General features: G+C 60.2%; 14 protein-coding genes. 6 read left to right on the top strand and 8 right to left on the bottom strand.

Annotation, left to right across the window (positions count from 1 at the left end):
- Positions 1-69: 69 nt before the first annotated feature.
- Both JFU58_RS28405 and JFU58_RS28400 read right to left on the bottom strand, forming a co-directional pair.
- Positions 70-873, bottom strand: coding sequence for a MipA/OmpV family protein (locus JFU58_RS28405; protein WP_201142894.1), 804 nt, complete (start codon positions 871-873; stop codon positions 70-72).
- Between the two features lie 6 nt (positions 874-879).
- The gene (locus JFU58_RS28400; protein ID WP_063030036.1) at positions 880-2703 is read right to left on the bottom strand and encodes a serine hydrolase domain-containing protein; all 1824 of its coding nucleotides are present in this window, start codon (positions 2701-2703) and stop codon (positions 880-882) included.
- 196 nt (positions 2704-2899) lie between these two features.
- On the opposite strand from JFU58_RS28400, the gene JFU58_RS28395 reads away from it, so the two are divergent.
- The gene (locus tag JFU58_RS28395) at positions 2900-3571 is read left to right on the top strand and encodes a DUF3313 domain-containing protein (protein ID WP_201142893.1); all 672 of its coding nucleotides are present in this window, start codon (positions 2900-2902) and stop codon (positions 3569-3571) included.
- 30 nt (positions 3572-3601) lie between these two features.
- On the opposite strand, the gene JFU58_RS28390 is transcribed toward JFU58_RS28395, so the two are convergent.
- Positions 3602-5002, bottom strand: a complete 1401-nt coding sequence (locus JFU58_RS28390; protein ID WP_201142892.1) for a DUF1254 domain-containing protein — start codon at positions 5000-5002, stop codon at positions 3602-3604.
- Positions 5003-5234: 232 nt separating this feature from the next.
- Positions 5235-5594, bottom strand: coding sequence for a response regulator (locus JFU58_RS28385; RefSeq protein WP_063030072.1), 360 nt, complete (start codon positions 5592-5594; stop codon positions 5235-5237).
- A 256-nt stretch (positions 5595-5850) separates the two neighbouring features.
- Between JFU58_RS28385 and JFU58_RS28380 the strand changes: the two genes are divergently transcribed.
- From JFU58_RS28380 to JFU58_RS28360, 5 genes are all read left to right on the top strand, one after another.
- Complete coding sequence (locus tag JFU58_RS28380) at positions 5851-9348, top strand: response regulator (RefSeq protein WP_201142891.1); 3498 nt, start codon at positions 5851-5853, stop codon at positions 9346-9348.
- Positions 9349-10164, top strand: a complete 816-nt coding sequence (locus JFU58_RS28375) for a CheR family methyltransferase (RefSeq protein WP_063030076.1) — start codon at positions 9349-9351, stop codon at positions 10162-10164. It begins immediately after the preceding gene.
- The gene (locus JFU58_RS28370; protein ID WP_201142890.1) at positions 10161-10760 is read left to right on the top strand and encodes a chemotaxis protein CheB; all 600 of its coding nucleotides are present in this window, start codon (positions 10161-10163) and stop codon (positions 10758-10760) included. Before JFU58_RS28375 ends, JFU58_RS28370 begins: the two co-directional genes overlap by 4 nt.
- On the top strand, positions 10754-11959 hold the full coding sequence (locus JFU58_RS28365; RefSeq protein WP_063030080.1) for a hybrid sensor histidine kinase/response regulator: 1206 nt from the start codon (positions 10754-10756) through the stop codon (positions 11957-11959). The genes JFU58_RS28370 and JFU58_RS28365 overlap by 7 nt, the downstream gene beginning before the upstream one ends.
- A gap of 66 nt (positions 11960-12025) precedes the next feature.
- Positions 12026-12403, top strand: coding sequence for a response regulator (locus tag JFU58_RS28360; RefSeq protein WP_010171103.1), 378 nt, complete (start codon positions 12026-12028; stop codon positions 12401-12403).
- Between the two features lie 30 nt (positions 12404-12433).
- Here the strand turns inward: JFU58_RS28360 and JFU58_RS28355 are convergent, their stop codons facing one another.
- The 4 genes from JFU58_RS28355 to JFU58_RS28340 all read right to left on the bottom strand — a co-directional run bounded on the left by JFU58_RS28355 (position 12434) and on the right by JFU58_RS28340 (position 17739).
- The gene (locus JFU58_RS28355; RefSeq protein WP_063030082.1) at positions 12434-14104 is read right to left on the bottom strand and encodes a response regulator; all 1671 of its coding nucleotides are present in this window, start codon (positions 14102-14104) and stop codon (positions 12434-12436) included.
- Positions 14101-15603 carry an ATPase domain-containing protein gene (locus JFU58_RS28350; RefSeq protein ID WP_201142889.1) on the bottom strand — a complete coding sequence of 501 codons (1503 nt, stop codon included), beginning with the start codon at positions 15601-15603 and terminating at the stop codon, positions 14101-14103. Before JFU58_RS28350 ends, JFU58_RS28355 begins: the two co-directional genes overlap by 4 nt.
- 111 nt (positions 15604-15714) lie before the next feature.
- Complete coding sequence (locus JFU58_RS28345) at positions 15715-16773, bottom strand: tetratricopeptide repeat protein (RefSeq protein WP_063030088.1); 1059 nt, start codon at positions 16771-16773, stop codon at positions 15715-15717.
- Positions 16774-16848: 75 nt separating this feature from the next.
- Positions 16849-17739 (bottom strand): bestrophin family protein, encoded by an 891-nt coding sequence (locus JFU58_RS28340; protein ID WP_201142888.1) that lies wholly within the window; start codon positions 17737-17739, stop codon positions 16849-16851.
- Positions 17740-17899 lie beyond the last annotated feature (160 nt).

Raw genomic sequence — 17899 nt, 5'->3', positions numbered from 1 at the left:
GCCTTGCATCGACGGCGGGACGCGAGCGTCCCAATAGGCATTCCCACGCAGAGCGTGGGAACGATCGCCTTAGAACGTGTACTCGACCATCCCCATCACTGACGTCTGCAACCGTCGCTCTACAATCGGGCTCTGGCCAGCCTTGTCCGCCAGGTATTGCACATCCAGCAGCGTCGAAAACTGGGTGTGATCGCTGATCGGCAAACTCCATACCAGGTTCATCCCGTTGCTGATATTGCCGCCGCTGGCCTTGTAAGCCTTGAAGCGGCTCTGCGCGGCCTGGCCGGTGGTGACGCCGTACCAGGTCTGCAGGTAGTTGCTGTCGCCAAAATGACTGCTGAGGCTGGCGTCCAGCGAACCGTAGTCGCCGTCATACAGGTTGGTGCCCAGGCTCAGTTCCAGGTGGGTGAAGGCCTTGCCGGAATCCTTGTGATCATCCTCTTCAAGTGCATGCTCCAGGGTGGCGCCGAGAATCACCCCGCCCAAGTTATAACTGCCACTGATGCCTACTTGGGGGCGGGTCTTGATTTCGCCCATGCCCTTGAGTTTCTTCGAGCCCGGGCGACCGCTCCTGCTTTCATCCTTTCGATTGCCACTGGCGCCGACGTAGGCGCTGAAGCTCGCGCCGCCGCCGTCATAACCCCAGCCCAAGCCCTTGTCGGTGTCGAGGAAAATCCCCCACGGGCTGACGATGGCCGCACCCAGCACCGGCGCGGTCACCCGCTCGTCGCTGCCGCTGTAGCGGGGCAGGTTGGCCACGCCGGCCTTGAGGGTGTATTCCCAATCGTCCGCCAGCAGGGTGTCGGCGCTGGACAGCAGACACAGCGATGTCAGGGACAGGCAGAGGTTTTTTGAACGCAGGATGGTCTTCATGTGAGGTCAGAGACTCAGGGGGTTGTGGGGAGAATCAGTACGTTTGAACTGGTAGCCAGAGGCACTCAGGCCATTGATCTGGCGGCTCACGGTGTCCCCCAGGCCATAGCCGTTGCCGGCAAGCACCGCGTGGGCGTTGTCCACGGGCAGCAGGATGTAGTCGGTCAGTGGTTCGTCGTGCAGTTGGCCGCGAATCACCAGGAAGCCGTTTTCCAGGCGCACGCTGATGCCGCTCAAGGGCGCGTCGGGCTCATGGGTGTTGAGCACTTGATAGGTGCCGATGGTGTCGGCCCAGGCATTACTCAGCGGGGTCTGTTCGATGCGTTCGCCCACGGGCACGCGCTGGCCATGGCTGCGGGCGGTCAGCATCTGGCGCCCTTGCACCGTCACCACGTCCAGCTGGACGCGGCCCAGTTCACCCAGGTCCTTGAGCCAGAAGCCGAGGAATTTCTGCTGCGCCCGCAGCCAGCCATGGCCGTCCCGCAGCAGTTCGAAACGGGTGTCGGCCAACTCGCCATACAGCTGACCGTTTTCGTCCTTGATACGGAAAATGCCCCAGGCCGTGGCGTAGAAACCGGCCAGGCGCTTGCGGTCGATGGCAGCGGGCACCTGGCGGATTTTCAGACCGTGGGCCGGCTGTTGGCAGTCGTCAGAACACACCGGCTCGCCGGTCTGGGCCTGGAGCATCAGGCGCAGGGTGTCGGTGGTCAGGGACACCACCATCTCTTCGGCGTTGCTGTCGTTGGCCATGACAATCACCGCCAGTTGCTGGTCCGGCAGCATCGTCAGTTGCGCGGCGAAATCATCACCGCCACCGCTGTGCTGGTAGGTGCGTATGCCGGGGCCGACCGGTTCATCACCACAAGGGGCGAGAAACCACCCCAGGCCCATCTGGCAGTCGAAGTCCAGGGCGTTGCCGGTGTTTTGCTGGGTAAACATTTCGTCAATCGACTGGCTGCTCAGCACCTGTTTGTCTTTGTAGAGGCCTCGGGCGAAGAGCATGCGCACGTAGTGGCTGAGGTCCTTGGGGCTTGCCCACAAGCCACCGGCCGCGAGGTCGCGCACCTGGGCGTCGGCGCTGACGGTGCCATCCTCATAACCCCGGGCGCGGAAGCTCAGTTGTGCGCCGGTACCGACGAAGCTCGACTGGTTCATCTCCAGCGGTTTGAGCAGGCTGCTTTGCAACCGATTTTCAAAGTCTTGCCCGCTGCTGCGCTCGATGGCGGCACCGGCCAGGGCGTAGCCGAGGTTGGAATAGGCCACCTGAGTGCCCGGCGGCGTGCTCAGCCATACCCCGGAAATACGCATCGGCATCTGGCCCATGGCGAAGGTGCTGCGCACGTCCCGCAGGTGTTCGCTGGGCAGGCCGGACTGGTGGCTGAGCAGGCGGCGCAGAGTGATGTCGCGGTCGGCGGCGGTCTGGTCGGAATGAAAGCGCGAGCGTACGTAAAACTCCCGCAGGGTGTCCTGGATCGGGGCGTCGAGGGTCAGGCGCTGTTGCTCAACCAGTTGCAGGGCCGCGGTGGCGGTGAGCAGTTTGGAGAGGGCGCCGGCGCGGAACGCGGTGTTGGGGGTCACCGGTTTGCCCAGGGCTTTGTCGGCAACGCCGAAGCCGTGGGCCCAGATCAGTTCCTGGCCATTGACCAGGGCGATGGACAGGCCGGGTATGTTTTGCCTGGCCATTTCAACGGGGATGCGTTTTTGCAGGTAGCGAATGATTGCGCTGTAGTCGCCCTTGGGGATGGGCGGCGGAGCCGGCGGTTGGCCGTGGCAGCCAAGGCTGCCCAGCAGGCAACCCAGCAGCGGAATACTGCGCAATGTGCGAAACATGATGAGCACCCGAGGGGTGGTTTGGATGCTCGAATGCTAGGGGCGGGCCGTCCATGAGTCTTTGTGAGCTTTGTCGGGAAACTGTCAAAGACTGTTAAAGGGGGCGCGCCGAGCGGGCTCGCTTCATTGCCGCAGCTCCAGCATCAGCTATACCTAATGCTCAGCGCTTCCTCAACGCCAGCCAAGGAGTATCGCGATGAAACTGGGAATAATGATAAGCACCGTGTGTATTGCCACGATCGGGGTGATGGGGTGTTCCAGCAAGGTGACTCAGCCGGACGAATACTCCGGGTTTCTCTCCGACTACAGCAATCTCAAGGAAGCCAAGTCGCCATCGGGTGCGCAGGTAATGCGTTGGGTGGACCCCAGCCTGAGTCTGAGCCGCTATAACGCGGTGTACATCGAGCCCACCCAGTTCTACCCCAAGCCGCAAGCCAGCACCAAGATCCCTGAAAGCACCCTGCAGGGCATCAACACCTACTACAGCCAGGCGCTCAAGCGCGAACTGGAAAAGTCCTTGCCTCTGGCCGACGGACCAGGCCCGGGCGTGATCGTGGTGCGTGCGGCGATCACTGCCGTCAGCAGCAAGACCGAAAGTCTCAAACCCTATGAGTACATTCCTGTCGCCCTGGTAGTCGCCACGGTCAGCACGGGCGCCGGAATTCGTGACCAGGAAACCACCTTGGGCACCGAAGCCCAATTCCTCGATGGTGCCAGTGGCAAGGTGGTCGCCCAAGTCGTGCGCAAAGGCACCGGTAAGCCGTTGGCAAACGAATCCCAGGTGATGAAAGCCGATGACGTGAAAAGCGTCATCGACGGTTGGGCGTCGGACCTGCATCAATCGTTTTTGAAGCTTAAAAAGGGCTAAGCCTCAAACGCTGCACGACTTGAGCAGGTGCTATTTGATCGGTGTGAGCGGTGGCTGCTTCCATTGCCCGTTACCCACTTCAGGCTTGGGCAGGTAAATGCGCAACAGGGCATAGAACGGGCCGGGTGGTGCAGGCAGCCAGTTGCTTTGCTCCGCCTTCGGTGGTTCGTGGTGCGCGACCAAAAGTGTCAGGCCTCCATCGGCGTCGAGCTTGAAGTTGGGCAACATCCCCGACGTGAGCACGTAACGCTTCTTCAGGTTAGGCGTCAGCAGATTGGTCTTGGCGCTGTACATGGTCAGTGACCAGAATGCGTCGGTCGGTGGCAACTGGTCCTTGGCGAAGTGCAGGGTGTAGCTGTGGCGTGCGCCGTTGGCGGGTTTGCCTTCGCTGTCCACGGAGTAGCGCAGGTAGGCCGTTTCATCGCCGGAGTTGCCAAACAGGTGCATGTTGGCGCCAGCGTAGCGGTACAGGTAATTGTTTTGGAGGTGGTCGCGGTTACCGAACAGGTCCGCACTGGATACTTGATGAGTATCGATCTTGTCTTTCTTGAAGGCGGCATACTCGGCCTTGCCATCGGCGATACCGTCATCCAATGCTTTACGTTGCTCAACTGTCAGGGCCTTGAGGTCGAACGGCTTACCCGCTTCGACGCCGATCCTGGCAAAACGCGCGAGCACGTCTTTCTCACTGTCCTGGGGTGCTGCGTAGGCCAGCATGAAGTTCAGATAGCGGAACAGATGCACGCTGTCGCTCATGTTCGGCGTAGGCTTGGGCCAGGCAATTTTAGGCGGCTTGATGGGTTTGGGCTGGTTCACGTAGCTGCTCAGGGTCTGGACCTTATAGCCGCTCTGGATCTGTTTTACCTTACCCAGGTCCTTTTCATCGAACAATTGCGTGCGGTAAAGGGCGTAGGCGATGTTGCTTTCGCTGTACACGACGCGGTCGATATCGGTTGGCTGCTGGCCTTTCCAGCCCGGGCCGGCAATCATGTAGTGGCCACCGTTGTTGCCGGTGCTGCGGGTGCCCAGATAGCCGAAATTCTGCGTATAGAGGTCGACCAACTGCACGGCGTAGTAGCGGTTGTCTTCGATCCTGGGCAGGGTCAACACCACGGGCTCGGCCCGCAGATCGAGCCAGACAAAGGAGTTGGGCGTGTCCGGGTTGGGGGTGGGGATAGCTGTATCTTTAGGGGTTATCGCTTGCGCAGTGTTGCCGATATGGTTGAACGGCGCCTTGAAGTTCGGCCCGGCTTTGTCGACGGCCTGGGTGTAGAGAGTCTTGTACATCTCCACCACCGGGAAGCCATAGAGGTAGGCTTCTTTGGCGATGACCCGTGCTTCACTCGGCGTGGCGGTGAAATCGGCCCAGGCGCCGGTACTCATGAGAATCGAGAGGCTCGCCAACAGCAGGCGCGTCGGTGTTCGAATCATGTTGTTGCGTCCTTACTGAATCAGTCGGATGTCGTCGAGTTTTCAGCTGTTATCAAAGCAGGCTTCGGTGGGCGCGTACAGTCGCAACTGGCTGAACGTTTGCGTGTCAGGCAGAGTTTGCACTCAGTTGCTCAGGAAGTCTTTTGGCACGTGAGGTTCAACGCAAAGATCTATCGATCAGTCGACATCAAGAGATGAAAGTGCCGCCTGTGGAAGGCGGCAGCAGGGGGGGTCAAGGCAGCATGGATTTGACTTTGTCACGCAACTGATCAATCGAGAACGGTTTGCCAATCACCTGGGTGCCAGCCGGTACACCGATGTTCTCGGCATAACCACTGGCGAACAGAATCGGCAGGGCGGGTCTCAGTTCACGGGCCTTGGCGGCCAGGTCAACGCCACTCATTCCCGGCAGGCCGTGATCGGTCATCATAAGGTCGATGGTGTGGGCGGTATCTTTGATGATATCCAGGGCGATTTCAGCGTCTGCCGCTTCAAGCACCTGGAACTCCAGCTCTTCGAGGACATCGACGATCAACATGCGAACGATGGCATCGTCTTCGACTACTAGGATGGTGGAGGCTGAGGCGGACATAGTGAGGGTTCCCGAGAAGTTGAGGGGGCAGGTCTTGAGCAGTCGAAAGACCATCCTCTAATGAGTCGCGTCAATCTCGGCAAGTTCCCGAAACAGGGTCGGCATTGTGCCGGGATTGAGTGGAAATGTCCCGTCCAAGGAATCGATGAGCAGGCGCGTTATGTAATCAATGCCACCATGGCCAGCAGAAAAATAGCGCTTAGGCGCAACTTTGGGGCAAACTCCCCGTTTTTCCGTATTTGGCCAAGGCATATCCATGACTCCCGCGTCGTCTGTCGATGAGAAAAGCTTCCGTAAATTGCTGGGCCGCAACGTGGCGCTGCCGTTGGGCGTGGGTGTGCTCAGCGCAGTGTTTTTCGTCGTTCTGATCACTTACCTGTTGTCGGTGATTCAGTGGGTCGAGCACACCGACCGGGTGATCAACAATCTCAACGAAACCTCGAAACTGACGGTGGACCTGGAAACCGGCATGCGCGGCTTCCTGATCACGGGGGACGAGCATTTCCTCGACCCGTATGAAGTGGCCAAGCCGCGGATCATTTCGGACTTGCGCAATTTGCAGGCACTGGTGGCGGACAATCCAGAGCAGGTGGACCGGCTCAAGCGTCTGGAGTCGTTGCAACAGGCATGGAACACTTATGCCCAGTCGATGATTGATATGCAGCGCCAAAGCGGTGATTTTCGCACCGCCGTGAAAGCCGGGCGTGGCAAAAGCCTGACGGACGAAATTCGCAAGGAGTACGACCGGGCGGTGGCGATGGAGCAACAATTCCGCATCACCCGGAATGAAGACGTTACCCGCACCACGATCATCAGCGTCACCCTGTACCTGGTGTTTGTACTCGGCCTGAGCGGCTTTCTCGCGTATGTCGGCCGAAAGAATTTGCTCGAGCTTTCAAATAGTTACAGCGAAAACCTCATATCGCAGCAGAGGATTGCCAAGCGCCTGGAGCAGCAAGCCTGGCTGCGCAACGGCCAGACCGAACTGGCCGAGCAGGTCCTTGGCCAACTGACGTTGAGCCTGCTGGGTCGTAACATTTTGCAGTTCTTCGCCCAGTACATGGGCTCGGCGGTGGCGGCGCTGTACGTGCGTGAAGAGCACGGCGGCCTTACACGCGTGGCCACTTATGGCTTCTCCCGCGAGCAAGAGCAGCAGGAACAGTCGATCTATAACGATGAAGGCATCGTCGGCCAGTCTGCCCGTCAGGATCGCCTGATTCGCCTGGACGATGTGCCGGTGGACTACTTCAAGGTCAGTTCCGGCCTCGGCGAAGGCTCGACCCGCAGTGTGATGGTGGTACCGACCAGCGACGATGGCCGGGTCAACGGGGTGATCGAGCTGGGGTTCCTGCGTGTACTGGAAGACCGTGATGTCGAACTGCTGGAGTTGATTGCCGGCAATATCGGCACCTCCATCGAAGCTGCCCGTTATCGTCAGCGCCTGCAGGAAGTGCTGGCCGAAACCCAACAGCTTAATGAAGAACTGCAAGTGCAGCAGGAAGAGCTCAAGACCGCCAACGAAGAGCTGGAAGAACAGTCGCGCATCCTCAAGGAGTCCCAGGCCCACCTGGAAACCCAACAGGCGGAGCTGGAACAGACCAACGAACAGTTGGCCGAACAGACCCAGACCCTGGCCGAGCAGCGCGATGCCATGGATCAGAAAAACGTTGAACTCAATCGCGTACAGATCGAGCTGGAAGAGCGCGCTGATGAGTTGCAGCGCTCCAGCAAGTACAAGTCCGAGTTCCTTGCCAACATGTCCCACGAGCTGCGCACACCGCTGAACAGCTCGTTGATCCTCGCCAAGTTGCTGGCAGAGAACCCCCAGGAAAACCTCAGCGCCGAACAGGTCAAGTTCGCCGAGTCGATCTACTCGGCCGGCAACGACTTGCTCAACCTGATCAATGACATCCTCGATATCTCCAAGGTCGAAGCCGGTAAGCTGGAAATGCGCCCGGAGAATACCAGCGTTGCGCGCCTGGTGGATGGGCTGCGCGGCATGTTCGAGCCGCTGGCAGCCGACCGCAAGCTCGGGTTCCAGGTGGAGGTGCAGGAAGGCTCGCCGCACATGCTGTTCACCGACCGCCAGCGCCTGGAGCAGATTCTGAAGAACCTGCTGTCCAACGCCATCAAGTTCACCGAGAAAGGTGAGGTCAGCCTGTCGGTATCCCGGGCGCCGGGGGAAGGCATCGCCTTTACCGTGCGCGACTCGGGGATTGGCATCGCCCCGGACCAGCAGGAAAGCATCTTCGAGGCCTTCCGCCAGGCCGATGGCACCACCAACCGTCGTTACGGCGGCACCGGCCTGGGCCTGTCGATTTCCCGGGACCTGGCGAACCTGCTGGGTGGCTATATCAGCGTCACCAGCGAACCTGGTCAGGGCAGTATCTTTACCCTGGTGGTGCCCGAGCACTATGTAGAGCGTGACGAAGACACCCCGGCGCTGGAACAGCCGCGCGCGGTAGTCCCTGTGCCTGCACCGGCGCCGATCAAGGTGTCGCCGATGCCGATCGCCCACGAAGCGCAGATCCCGCGCTTTATCGATGACCGCGACAAGGCTCCGTTCGCCACGCGTTGCATCCTGGTGGTGGAAGATGAGCCTAACTTCGCCCGCATCCTCTTCGATCTCGCCCATGAACTGGGTTACCACTGCCTGGTGGCCCATGGCGCGGACGAAGGCTACGCCCTGGCTGAGCAGTACATTCCCGACGCGATCCTGCTGGACATGCGCCTGCCGGACCATTCCGGCCTGACCGTGCTGCAACGCCTCAAGGAACATGCCGGGACCCGCCATATCCCGGTGCACGTGATTTCCGTGGAAGACCGCGTCGAAGCCGCCATGCACATGGGCGCCGTGGGCTATGCGGTCAAGCCGACCACCCGTGAAGAGCTCAAGGATGTGTTCGCCCGCCTGGAAGCCAAGCTGACGCAGAAGGTCAAGCGTGTGCTGCTGGTGGAAGACGATGACCTTCAGCGAGACAGCATTGCCCGCCTGATCGGCGACGATGACATCGAGATCACCGCCGTAGGCTTCGCCCAAGAGGCATTGGACCTGCTGCGCACCCACATCTATGACTGCATGATCATCGACCTCAAGCTGCCGGACATGCTCGGTAATGAGTTGCTCAAGCGCATGTCCACCGAGGATATCTGCTCGTTCCCGCCGGTGATCGTCTACACCGGGCGCAACCTGACCCGGGACGAAGAGGCCGAACTGCGCAAGTATTCGCGCTCGATCATCATCAAGGGTGCGCGTTCCCCCGAGCGCCTGCTGGACGAAGTCACACTCTTTCTGCACAAAGTCGAATCCCAGCTGTCCCATGAACGCCAGACAATGCTCAGGACCGCTCGCAGCCGCGACAAGGTCTTCGAAGGGCGCAAGATCCTGCTGGTGGATGACGATGTGCGCAATATCTTCGCCCTGACCAGTGCCCTGGAGCACAAGGGCGCGATTGTCGTGATCGGCCGTAATGGCCGCGAGGCGATCGAGAAACTCAATGAAGTCGATGACATCGACCTGGTGCTGATGGATGTAATGATGCCGGAGATGGACGGTTACGAGGCCACGGCCTTGATCCGCCAGGACCCGCGCTGGCGCAAGCTGCCGATCATCGCAGTGACGGCCAAGGCCATGAAGGACGATCAGGAGCGTTGCCTGGCGGCAGGCTCCAACGATTACCTGGCCAAGCCTATCGACCTGGACCGGTTGTTTTCATTGATTCGCGTGTGGCTACCCAAGATGGAACGGATTTAATTGGAAAGAAGCACTGACATCGAACTGCGCTTGTTGATTGAGGCGATTTACCTCAAGTACAGCTATGACTTTCGTGATTACTCCGGGGCCTCGGTCAAGCGCCGCGTGGCCCATGCGCTGCGGCAGTTCGACTGCGCCACCATCTCGGCCTTGCAGGAGCGGGTGCTGCATGACCCGACGGCGTTCATGCAGTTGCTGCAGTTCCTGACGATTCCCGTCAGTGAGATGTTTCGCGACCCCTCGCACTTCCTGGCGATTCGCCAGGAAGTGGTGCCGCTGCTCAAGACCTACCCGTCGATCAAGATCTGGATCGCCGGCTGCAGCACCGGGGAAGAGGTGTATTCCATGGCCATCCTGTTGCGTGAGGAAGGCTTGCTGGAGCGCACCATCATCTACGCCACCGACATCAATCCCCGGTCCCTGGAAAAAGCCAAGCAGGGGATTTTTTCCCTTGAGAACATCCGCGCTTATACCCACAACTACCAGCAGGCCGGGGGCCAGCGTTCGTTTGCCGATTACTACACCGCGGCTTACGATCATGCGATCTTCGACAAGACCCTGCGAGAGAACGTGACGTTTGCCGATCACAGCCTGGCCACGGATAGCGTATTCTCAGAAACTCAATTAATTTCGTGTCGTAATGTACTGATTTACTTCAATAAAAAGTTGCAGGACAGGGCGTTTGGATTGTTTCATGAGTCGCTGTGTCATCGCGGCTTCCTGGTGCTGGGCAGCAAGGAAACCCTGGATTTTTCCGGCTACAGCAAGCAGTTCGAACCCTTGGTCAAGCAAGAACGGATCTACCGAAAATTATGAATGAAGCTGCTGCCAGCCCGGTATCCGGGATCGAAGCTATTGTGATCGGCGCTTCCGCAGGCGGCGTCGAGGCGTTGCTGGGCATTTTTGGTGAATTGCCGGCGAGCTTCGGCCTGCCGATCATCACGGTGCTGCACCTGCCCGACGAGCGCCGCAGCCAGTTGGCGGAAGTGTTTGACCGTCGCGTATCGATGAAGGTGGTGGAAGCGCGGGACAAGGAAGTGATCCAGCCCGGTACCCTGTATTTTGCCGGCCCCGGTTATCACCTGTCGGTAGAGCACGACCGTAGCCTGTCACTTAGCCAGGAGGACCGCGTGCACCATTCCAGGCCAGCCATTGACTACCTGTTCGAGTCGGCGGCCGATGCTTACGGCGCCGGCCTGATGGCGATCCTGCTGACGGGCGCCAACCAGGACGGCGCCCGTGGCCTGGCCCATGTCAAACAGTGCGGTGGTATGACGGTGGTCCAGGATCCCGACGAGGCGCGGGTAGCCATCATGCCCCGCGCCGCCCTGGCGCTGCATACACCTGACCATATTCTTCCCTTGAGCCGCATCGGCACCTTGCTGGCTTCCCTGGAATCCTCCCCATGTTAAGTACTGTCCAGGCCAAACTGCTGATCGTCGACGATCTGCCGGAAAACCTGCTGGCCCTTGAAGCGCTGATCAAGCGCGAGGACCGCCAGGTCTACAAGGCATTGAGCGCCGACGAGGCCTTGTCGCTGCTGCTGGAGCACGAGTTCGCGATGGCCATTCTCGACGTGCAGATGCCCGGCATGAACGGCTTTGAGCTGGCCGAGCTGATGCGCGGCACCGAAAAGACCAAGAACATCCCGATCGTGTTTGTCAGCGCCGCCGGTCGTGAGCTCAACTACGCGTTCAAGGGCTACGAAAGCGGCGCCGTGGACTTCCTGCACAAGCCGCTGGATATCCATGCGGTCAAGAGCAAGGTCAATGTGTTCGTCGACCTGTATCGCCAGAGCAAGGCGATGAAACAGCAGGTTGAAGCCCTGGAGCAAAGCCGCCGCGAGCAGGAAGCCTTGCTCACGCGCTTGCAGGCCACCCAGGCGGAACTGGAGCAAGCCGTGCGCATGCGTGATGACTTCATGTCGATCGTTGCTCATGAGGTGCGTACGCCCCTCAACGGGCTGATCCTGGAAACCCAGTTGCGCAAGATGCACCTGGCCCGGGATAACGCCGCCGCCTTTACCATGGACAAGATGCACGCCATGGTCGACCGCGACGAGCGGCAGATCCAGAGCCTGATCCGCTTGATCGAAGACATGCTTGATGTATCGCGTATTCGCACCGGCAAGCTGTCGATTCGCCCCGGGCGCTTTGACCTGACGCAACTGGTGCACAACCTGCTAGAGAATTTCGCCCCGCAAGTGGCGGCGGCCGAGTCCTCGGTGAAGTGGGTGCAGGAAGGGCCGGTGGAGGGCAACTGGGACGAGTTCCGTATCGAACAGGTGGTGTCCAACCTGCTGACCAACGCCTTGCGATACGGGGCCAAGAGCCCGGTGGAGGTGCGGGTTTATGCCGAGCATGGCGAAGCACGAGTGGAAGTGCGTGACCACGGTATCGGCATCAGCGAAGACAACCAGAAGCGGATTTTCCAGCAGTTTGAACGGGTGTCGGCCAACCACGCTGTGGCGGGCCTCGGCCTGGGGCTGTTTATCTCCGAGCAGATTATCGCGGCCCATGGCGGTACTATCGAAGTCGAAAGCCGGATAGGCGAGGGCGCCTTGTTCCGCGTTTGCCTGCCGTTGGCGCCCGCGCCAGGAAATCAATCGTGAATCCGACGCAACCTCTGCGTGACCCTATGGTCGTATCAGCAGCAATTGACCGGACAAAGGCTTCCCATGAGTGAAGATGCACAAGATGTTGTACTGATCGTCGAAGATGACGAATCGATTATGTTTGTGTTGGGCGAGTACCTGTCGGGGCTTGGGTACCGGGTGTTGAAGGCGATTGACGGTGAGCAGGCGTTCGAAATCCTCGCCACCAAGCCGCACCTGGACCTGATGGTCACCGACTATCGTCTGCCAGGCGGTATTTCCGGCGTGCAGATCGCCGAGCCTGCGATCAAGCTGCGACCGGAATTGAAGGTGATCTTTATCAGCGGTTACCCGCAGGAGATCCTCGACTGCAACAGCCCGATCACGCGCAATGCGCCGATCCTGGCCAAGCCGTTTGACCTGGATACGTTGCAGGAACATATCCAGCGCTTGCTGGCTTAACGCCTTGCGAAGAGGGAGCGCACTCCCTCTTCAAGCCTTGATCATCTCCCTCACCGTTGCCGTCAACAAATCAAAGGTGAAGGGCTTGGTGATCATCTGCATGCCCGGGTCCAGAAAGCCGCCCCGTACCGCTGCATGCTCTGCATAGCCCGTGATAAACAACACCTTTAAGTCCGGTCGCACCTGCCGCCCGATTTCCGCCAGTTGCCGGCCGTTCATACCGGGCAGGCCAACGTCGCTGATCAGCAGGTCAATCCGCTGGCTGGACTCGATGATCGGCATGGCACTGTCGGCATCACCGGCTTCGACGAAGGCATAACCCAGTTCACTCAACACGGCGCTGACCAGCACCCGCACGGCCGGGTCGTCTTCGACGATCAGCACCGTCTCGCCAGCGTTGGCGAACGGCAGCAATGCCGGGTTGAGAGGTTCATCTGCAATGACCTCGCCGACATACCTCGGCAGGAACAGGCTGACGGTGGTGCCTTGGCCCACCACGCTGTGGATCGACACATGCCCGTGGGACTGGCGCGCAAACCCATAGATCATCGACAACCCCAGCCCGGTGCCCTGGCCGATGGGTTTGGTGGTAAAGAACGGGTCAAAGGCGCGGCTGATCACGCTCTCGGGCATGCCGCAGCCAGTGTCGCTGACGCTCAGTTCCACATAGTCGCCAGGGGTGAGGGTGCCATAGGCTGCGGTAAACACACTGTCCAAGTGGCGGTTGGTGGTTTCCACCACCAGTTTGCCGCCGTTGGGCATTGCATCCCGGGCATTGATGGCCAGGTTGAGCAGGGCGCTTTCCAGTTGATTGGGGTCGACTTCGGCGGTCCATAACTGTTCGGTCAGGCGGATGTCCAGGGTGATGCTTTCGTTGAGGCTGCGTTGCAGCAGCTCACCCATCGAACTCACCAATTGATTGATCTGTACCGGTTTTGAATCCAGCGACTGGCGACGGGAAAACGCCAGCAAACGGTGGGTCAGGGCGGCCGCGCGGTTGGCTGAAGTGACACCCAGGTCGATCAGGCTGTCGAGGTCTTCAGTGCGGCCCCGGGCTACGCGCCTTCGCAGCAGCTCAAGGCTGCCGATAATCCCGGTCAGCATATTGTTGAAGTCATGGGCGATACCGCCGGTCAATTGGCCGACGGCTTCCATTTTTTGTGACTGGCGCAACGCTTCTTCGTTGTTGCGCAGTTGAGCCGTGCGTTCTTCCACCTGTTGCTCAAGGGTTTCCAGGGTGCTTTGCAGGCGCTGTTCGCTCTGGCTCAGGTCGATCAACCGGTCGCGTGCCTCGTATTGTCGGCGGCGTCCGCGCAGGGCCGTGGTCACGAGGCTGATCAGGGTGATCGGATGGAACGGCCGCTCCAGGAACGTCACGTTGCCCAGCAGCGTACTCAAGCGTGATGAGCCGTTCTGTTCGCTGCCGCCATGATGAGTCATCAGCACGATAGGCAGGTCCGACCAGGCCGGCTGTTGGTGCAGGTAGCTCAGCAGCGGTTCCAGATCGACACCGTGCATGGCTTCGGCGGCCACAATCAGCAAGCCGGCGCCCTGTTCCAGTTCCTCGCACAGCATCTGCAAATGGCTGGCGATGATGCCGTTGAATCCGGCCTCATTGAGCATCATCAATGCCAGGGAGCTGTCGCGGCCCAGGGGCGCCAGAATGATCGCCCGTTCGGAAATGGCCGACGATCCACTCATGAACTTTCATCCTTGAGCAGCGGGTTATCGGTGCCCATATAGGTCGGCACGCCGCGCAATACACCCTGGAACGTATCCAGAGGTTCACCGATGGTCATGCCCTTGCTGCCGATACGGTATTCGCGAATCGTCGATTCATGGCTGCCGGTGCGTTTCTTGATGATCGAAATCGCGCGCCGCACCTTGCCCAAGGCTTCGAAGTAGCGCAGCAGGATTACGGTGTCGGCCAGATAAGTGATGTCCACCGGCGCCTGCATGTCACCCACCAGGCCGTGCTGGGCGACGGTCATGAAGGTCGCGGCGCCACGGCGGTTGAGGTAAAGCAGCAGCTCGTGCATGTGCAGGATCAGCGCGTTCTCTTCCGGCATCGCGGCCTGGTAGCCGTTGACGCTGTCGATCACCACGGTCTTGATCCCGCGCTCGTCCACGCAACGCCGCACCCGGTGGGAGAACTCGCCGGGAGACAGCTCGGCGGCGTCCACTTGTTCGATTAGCAGATTGCCGGTGGCTTGCAGCGCTTTCAGGTCGATGCCCATGTTGCGCATGCGCTCGAACAGCAGGCCCAGCTCTTCATCAAAAATGAACAGCGCGGCTTTTTCGCCGCGGGCGACGGCCGCTGCGGCGAAGATCATCGAGATCAGCGATTTGCCGGTACCGGCCGGGCCCAGGATCAAGGTGCTGGAACCGGTTTCGATACCGCCACCGAGCAATGCATCCATTTCACGGACGCCGCTGGTGAGAGTCTGGCGGTTGTAGCCGCCACGGTGTTCGGCCGCCACCAGGCGTGGGAATACATGTACGCCGTCTTCCATGATGGTGAAGTCGTGAAAACCGCCACGGTACTTCTGGCCACGGTACTTCACGATTCGCACGCGACGGCGCTCGGCGCCGTAGTTGGGGGTCAGTTCTTCCAGGCGAATCACACCGTGGGCCACGCTGTGTACGGTTTTGTCGAGGGACTCGGTGGTCAGGTCATCCAGCAGCAATACGGTGGCGTCGTAGCGCACGAAGTAGTGCTTGATGGCCAGGATCTGCCGGCGATAGCGCAGAGAGCTTTGCGCCAGCAGGCGGATCTCAGAAAGGCTATCGATGACGACGCGGGTCGGTTTGACCCGTTCCACCACTTCGAAGATCTGGCGAGTGGCTTCGCCCAGCTCAAGGTCCGAGGAATACAGGAGGCTTTGCTGGTGCTCGGCGTTGAGCAGGCTTTCCGGCGGGGTCAGTTCAAAGATGTGAATGTGTTCGTCCAGGTCCCAGCCATGGGACTTGGCACCCTGACGCAACTCGCGCTCGGTTTCCGACAGGGTGATGTACAGCGATCGTTCGCCGTTTTTTGCCCCAGACTGGAGGAAATGCAGGGCCACGGTGGTTTTACCGGTGCCGGGTTCACCTTCCAGCAGGAACAAGTGGCTACGGGAAAGCCCCCCGGCAAGAATGTCGTCCAGACCTTCAATACCGGTGGCCGCCTTTGCTGTGAACAGCTCTTTGGATGTAGACAAGAAGTGCCCTCGGGTCACAAATAAGTAGTCGGCAGCGCCGTCTGGGGCGCGCCATATTTACTTGACCGTAGCGGTGTGTGGCGGTTCAACGTTTTGTATCAATTGCAGCGTTTACAGGCCTTGTTGCAGCGCCGGGTCGTCCGGGTTCTGCTGTTCAAGCTGCGCTAGCAGCACCTGCACATTCTGCAACTGGCCGGTTTCCTTCCAGTAATTGACCAGCAAGACCCGCGCCTTGCGATTGGCCGGGTTGCGCTGGACGATTTCTTCCAACTGGCGCTGGGCGGCCTCCAGTTCCTCCTGGGCGTGGAGGGTGGTCGCCAGGTCGTAGCGGTAATCCTGATTGTTCGGCTCCAGCTCCACTGCCCGGGACAGGCTGAGCAGGGCAAACGCGCGCTCGCCATGGTGCAGCAGCCACATGCCCAGGGCATGTTGCAGGTAGGCCGAATCGGGGTGAGCCTGCAACTGCTTGGCCAGGAGCTGGCGGGATTCGTCGACCTTGCCCTGCTTGTCCAGCAGTTCAATTTGCGCGACGACGGCTTGCAGGTTGTCCGGTTGCAGACGCATCGCCTGTTCCAGGGCATTTTGGGCATCGGGCAGCAGCGCACTGTGAATGTACAGGCGGGCCAGCTGAATCCAGCCTTCGGGGCTTTCGGGTTGGGCCTTGAGCAACTTCACGTATTCGTCGAGTACCTGCTGCAACGGGCCGAAGTACAGGCCCAGGGTGTCGGGAGACAGCCCCAGCAAGGCATTGGCCGCCGCAAACCGGACGCTTTGCTCCGGGTCATCCAGCAACGGCCCGAGTAACAGCGTGCGCTGGCCGCTGGGCACCAGGCCGACAATGCTGTGAATCGCCGCCTCACGCACCATGGGTGCGTCATGGGTAAGGTCCTTGTCCGCCAGCTTCAGGGCCTGGGGGCTGGGGTAGTTAGGCAGTTCGGCATGCAGGGCGGCGCGGCGCACATCGGAGAGGTCCGGACGGCCCAGCTGTTGGTACAGCACGCGGGCGGCGCCGGGTTCGCCGTTGTGTGCCTGTTTCAAGGCCTTGGCGTAACCGTGGGCGATGGCCGGGGGCACCACCACCGGGGGCGTACGGGTGAAATACCAGGTGATCAGCACAATAAACAACAGGGCGCACAGGCCGATGATGGAGTAACGGCGTGACTTTGACATGCAGGCGTCCGAAAGCTTGGCAGCTAGTGCAAAGTCACCAGCTTCGGTCAGGTCACCGCGAGTGTCAAACCCGCATCACGTCAGCACGAATTCAATGGGCTCAAGGGCCGGCGGCAGCTCGGTTTCGCCGAGGGCCGCGAGAATCTCGCGCTCCAGGGTGCGGAGGATGGCGTTGCAGGGCAGGTCATTTTCGTCAAAGCCGAAGGGGTCTTCGAGGTCGTCGCCGATTTCATCCAGGCCGAAGAAGGTGTAGCTGACGATCGCGGTAAACACCGGCGTCAGCCAGCCCAGCGGCTCGGCCATGGCGAAGGGCAGCAGAATGCAGAACAGGTAGATGGTGCGATGCAGCAGCAGGGTATAGGGGAAGGGCAGCGGCGTGTGCTTGATGCGCTCGCACGAGGCCTGGACCTGGCTCAGGCCGTATAGCCGGGTTTCCAGTTGGGTGTAGCGCCAGTCGCTGATGTGGCCTTGTTCGGCGAGGTTCGAGCAGCGGGCGCCGAGGTCTTGCAGGATGCTGTCGGGGAGGTTGGGGTGGCTGGCCTTGGGGTTGACCCACGGTTTGATTGCTTGGGCTTCATCTTCCAGGCGCAGGCGGGCGATCAGGCCGTGGGCGAAACCGCACAGGCCACGTAGTACGCTTTCTCGGTCGGTGGGGCTGAGGATTTGGGTTTCGCGGATCAGCGAGCGTATTTCGATGATCATCTGGCCCAGTTGTTTGCGGCCTTCCCACCAGCGGTCGTAGCAGGCGTTGTTGCGAAAACTCATGAAGATCGACAGTGATAGGCCGAGGAGGGTGAAGGGTGTGGCGTTGACCTTGGAGAAGTAGGCCGGGTGCAGGGTTTCTACCAGCACGATGAGTGAGGCCAGCAAGGTGACCAGCAGGCTGCGCAGGGCGATGCGCTTGGCGATTGAGCCCTTGAGGGAGAACAGGATGCCGAGCAGGTTGGGTTTGGGACGGACGATCATGGGCGGGCTTCTTGGGTAGCGCAGGCTGTCAGGTTAGAAGCATGTTTGCGTTGCGTCCAATTGCTTGGGCTGACTGGGTGATTGGTGGGGTCTATCGTCGGGGCTTTGGGTGTACATATCCGTTATTTAGGTAACGGCCGCCTATGGTTCCGCTCTTACA

Origin of the sequence: Pseudomonas sp. TH34, from assembly GCF_016650865.1 — a bacterium.
GTDB classification, from domain to species: domain Bacteria; phylum Pseudomonadota; class Gammaproteobacteria; order Pseudomonadales; family Pseudomonadaceae; genus Aquipseudomonas; species Aquipseudomonas yamanorum.
The sequence above is the reverse complement of the archived record's forward strand: the minus strand, read 5'-3'. Positions and strand labels throughout refer to the sequence as shown.

What these genes read in the sequence shown, in the direction of transcription:
- JFU58_RS28340 (WP_201142888.1), bottom strand. Translation starts at nt 17,739, where the DNA reads ATGATCGTCCGTCCCAAACCCAACCTGCTCGGCATCCTGTTCTCCCTC.
- JFU58_RS28360 (WP_010171103.1), top strand. Translation starts at nt 12,026, where the DNA reads ATGAGTGAAGATGCACAAGATGTTGTACTGATCGTCGAAGATGACGAA.
- JFU58_RS28385 (WP_063030072.1), bottom strand. Translation starts at nt 5,594, where the DNA reads ATGTCCGCCTCAGCCTCCACCATCCTAGTAGTCGAAGACGATGCCATC.
- JFU58_RS28345 (WP_063030088.1), bottom strand. Translation starts at nt 16,773, where the DNA reads ATGTCAAAGTCACGCCGTTACTCCATCATCGGCCTGTGCGCCCTGTTG.
- JFU58_RS28365 (WP_063030080.1), top strand. Translation starts at nt 10,754, where the DNA reads ATGTTAAGTACTGTCCAGGCCAAACTGCTGATCGTCGACGATCTGCCG.
- JFU58_RS28380 (WP_201142891.1), top strand. Translation starts at nt 5,851, where the DNA reads ATGACTCCCGCGTCGTCTGTCGATGAGAAAAGCTTCCGTAAATTGCTG.
- JFU58_RS28395 (WP_201142893.1), top strand. Translation starts at nt 2,900, where the DNA reads ATGAAACTGGGAATAATGATAAGCACCGTGTGTATTGCCACGATCGGG.
- JFU58_RS28400 (WP_063030036.1), bottom strand. Translation starts at nt 2,703, where the DNA reads ATGTTTCGCACATTGCGCAGTATTCCGCTGCTGGGTTGCCTGCTGGGC.
- JFU58_RS28390 (WP_201142892.1), bottom strand. Translation starts at nt 5,002, where the DNA reads ATGATTCGAACACCGACGCGCCTGCTGTTGGCGAGCCTCTCGATTCTC.
- JFU58_RS28405 (WP_201142894.1), bottom strand. Translation starts at nt 873, where the DNA reads ATGAAGACCATCCTGCGTTCAAAAAACCTCTGCCTGTCCCTGACATCG.
- JFU58_RS28370 (WP_201142890.1), top strand. Translation starts at nt 10,161, where the DNA reads ATGAATGAAGCTGCTGCCAGCCCGGTATCCGGGATCGAAGCTATTGTG.
- JFU58_RS28355 (WP_063030082.1), bottom strand. Translation starts at nt 14,104, where the DNA reads ATGAGTGGATCGTCGGCCATTTCCGAACGGGCGATCATTCTGGCGCCC.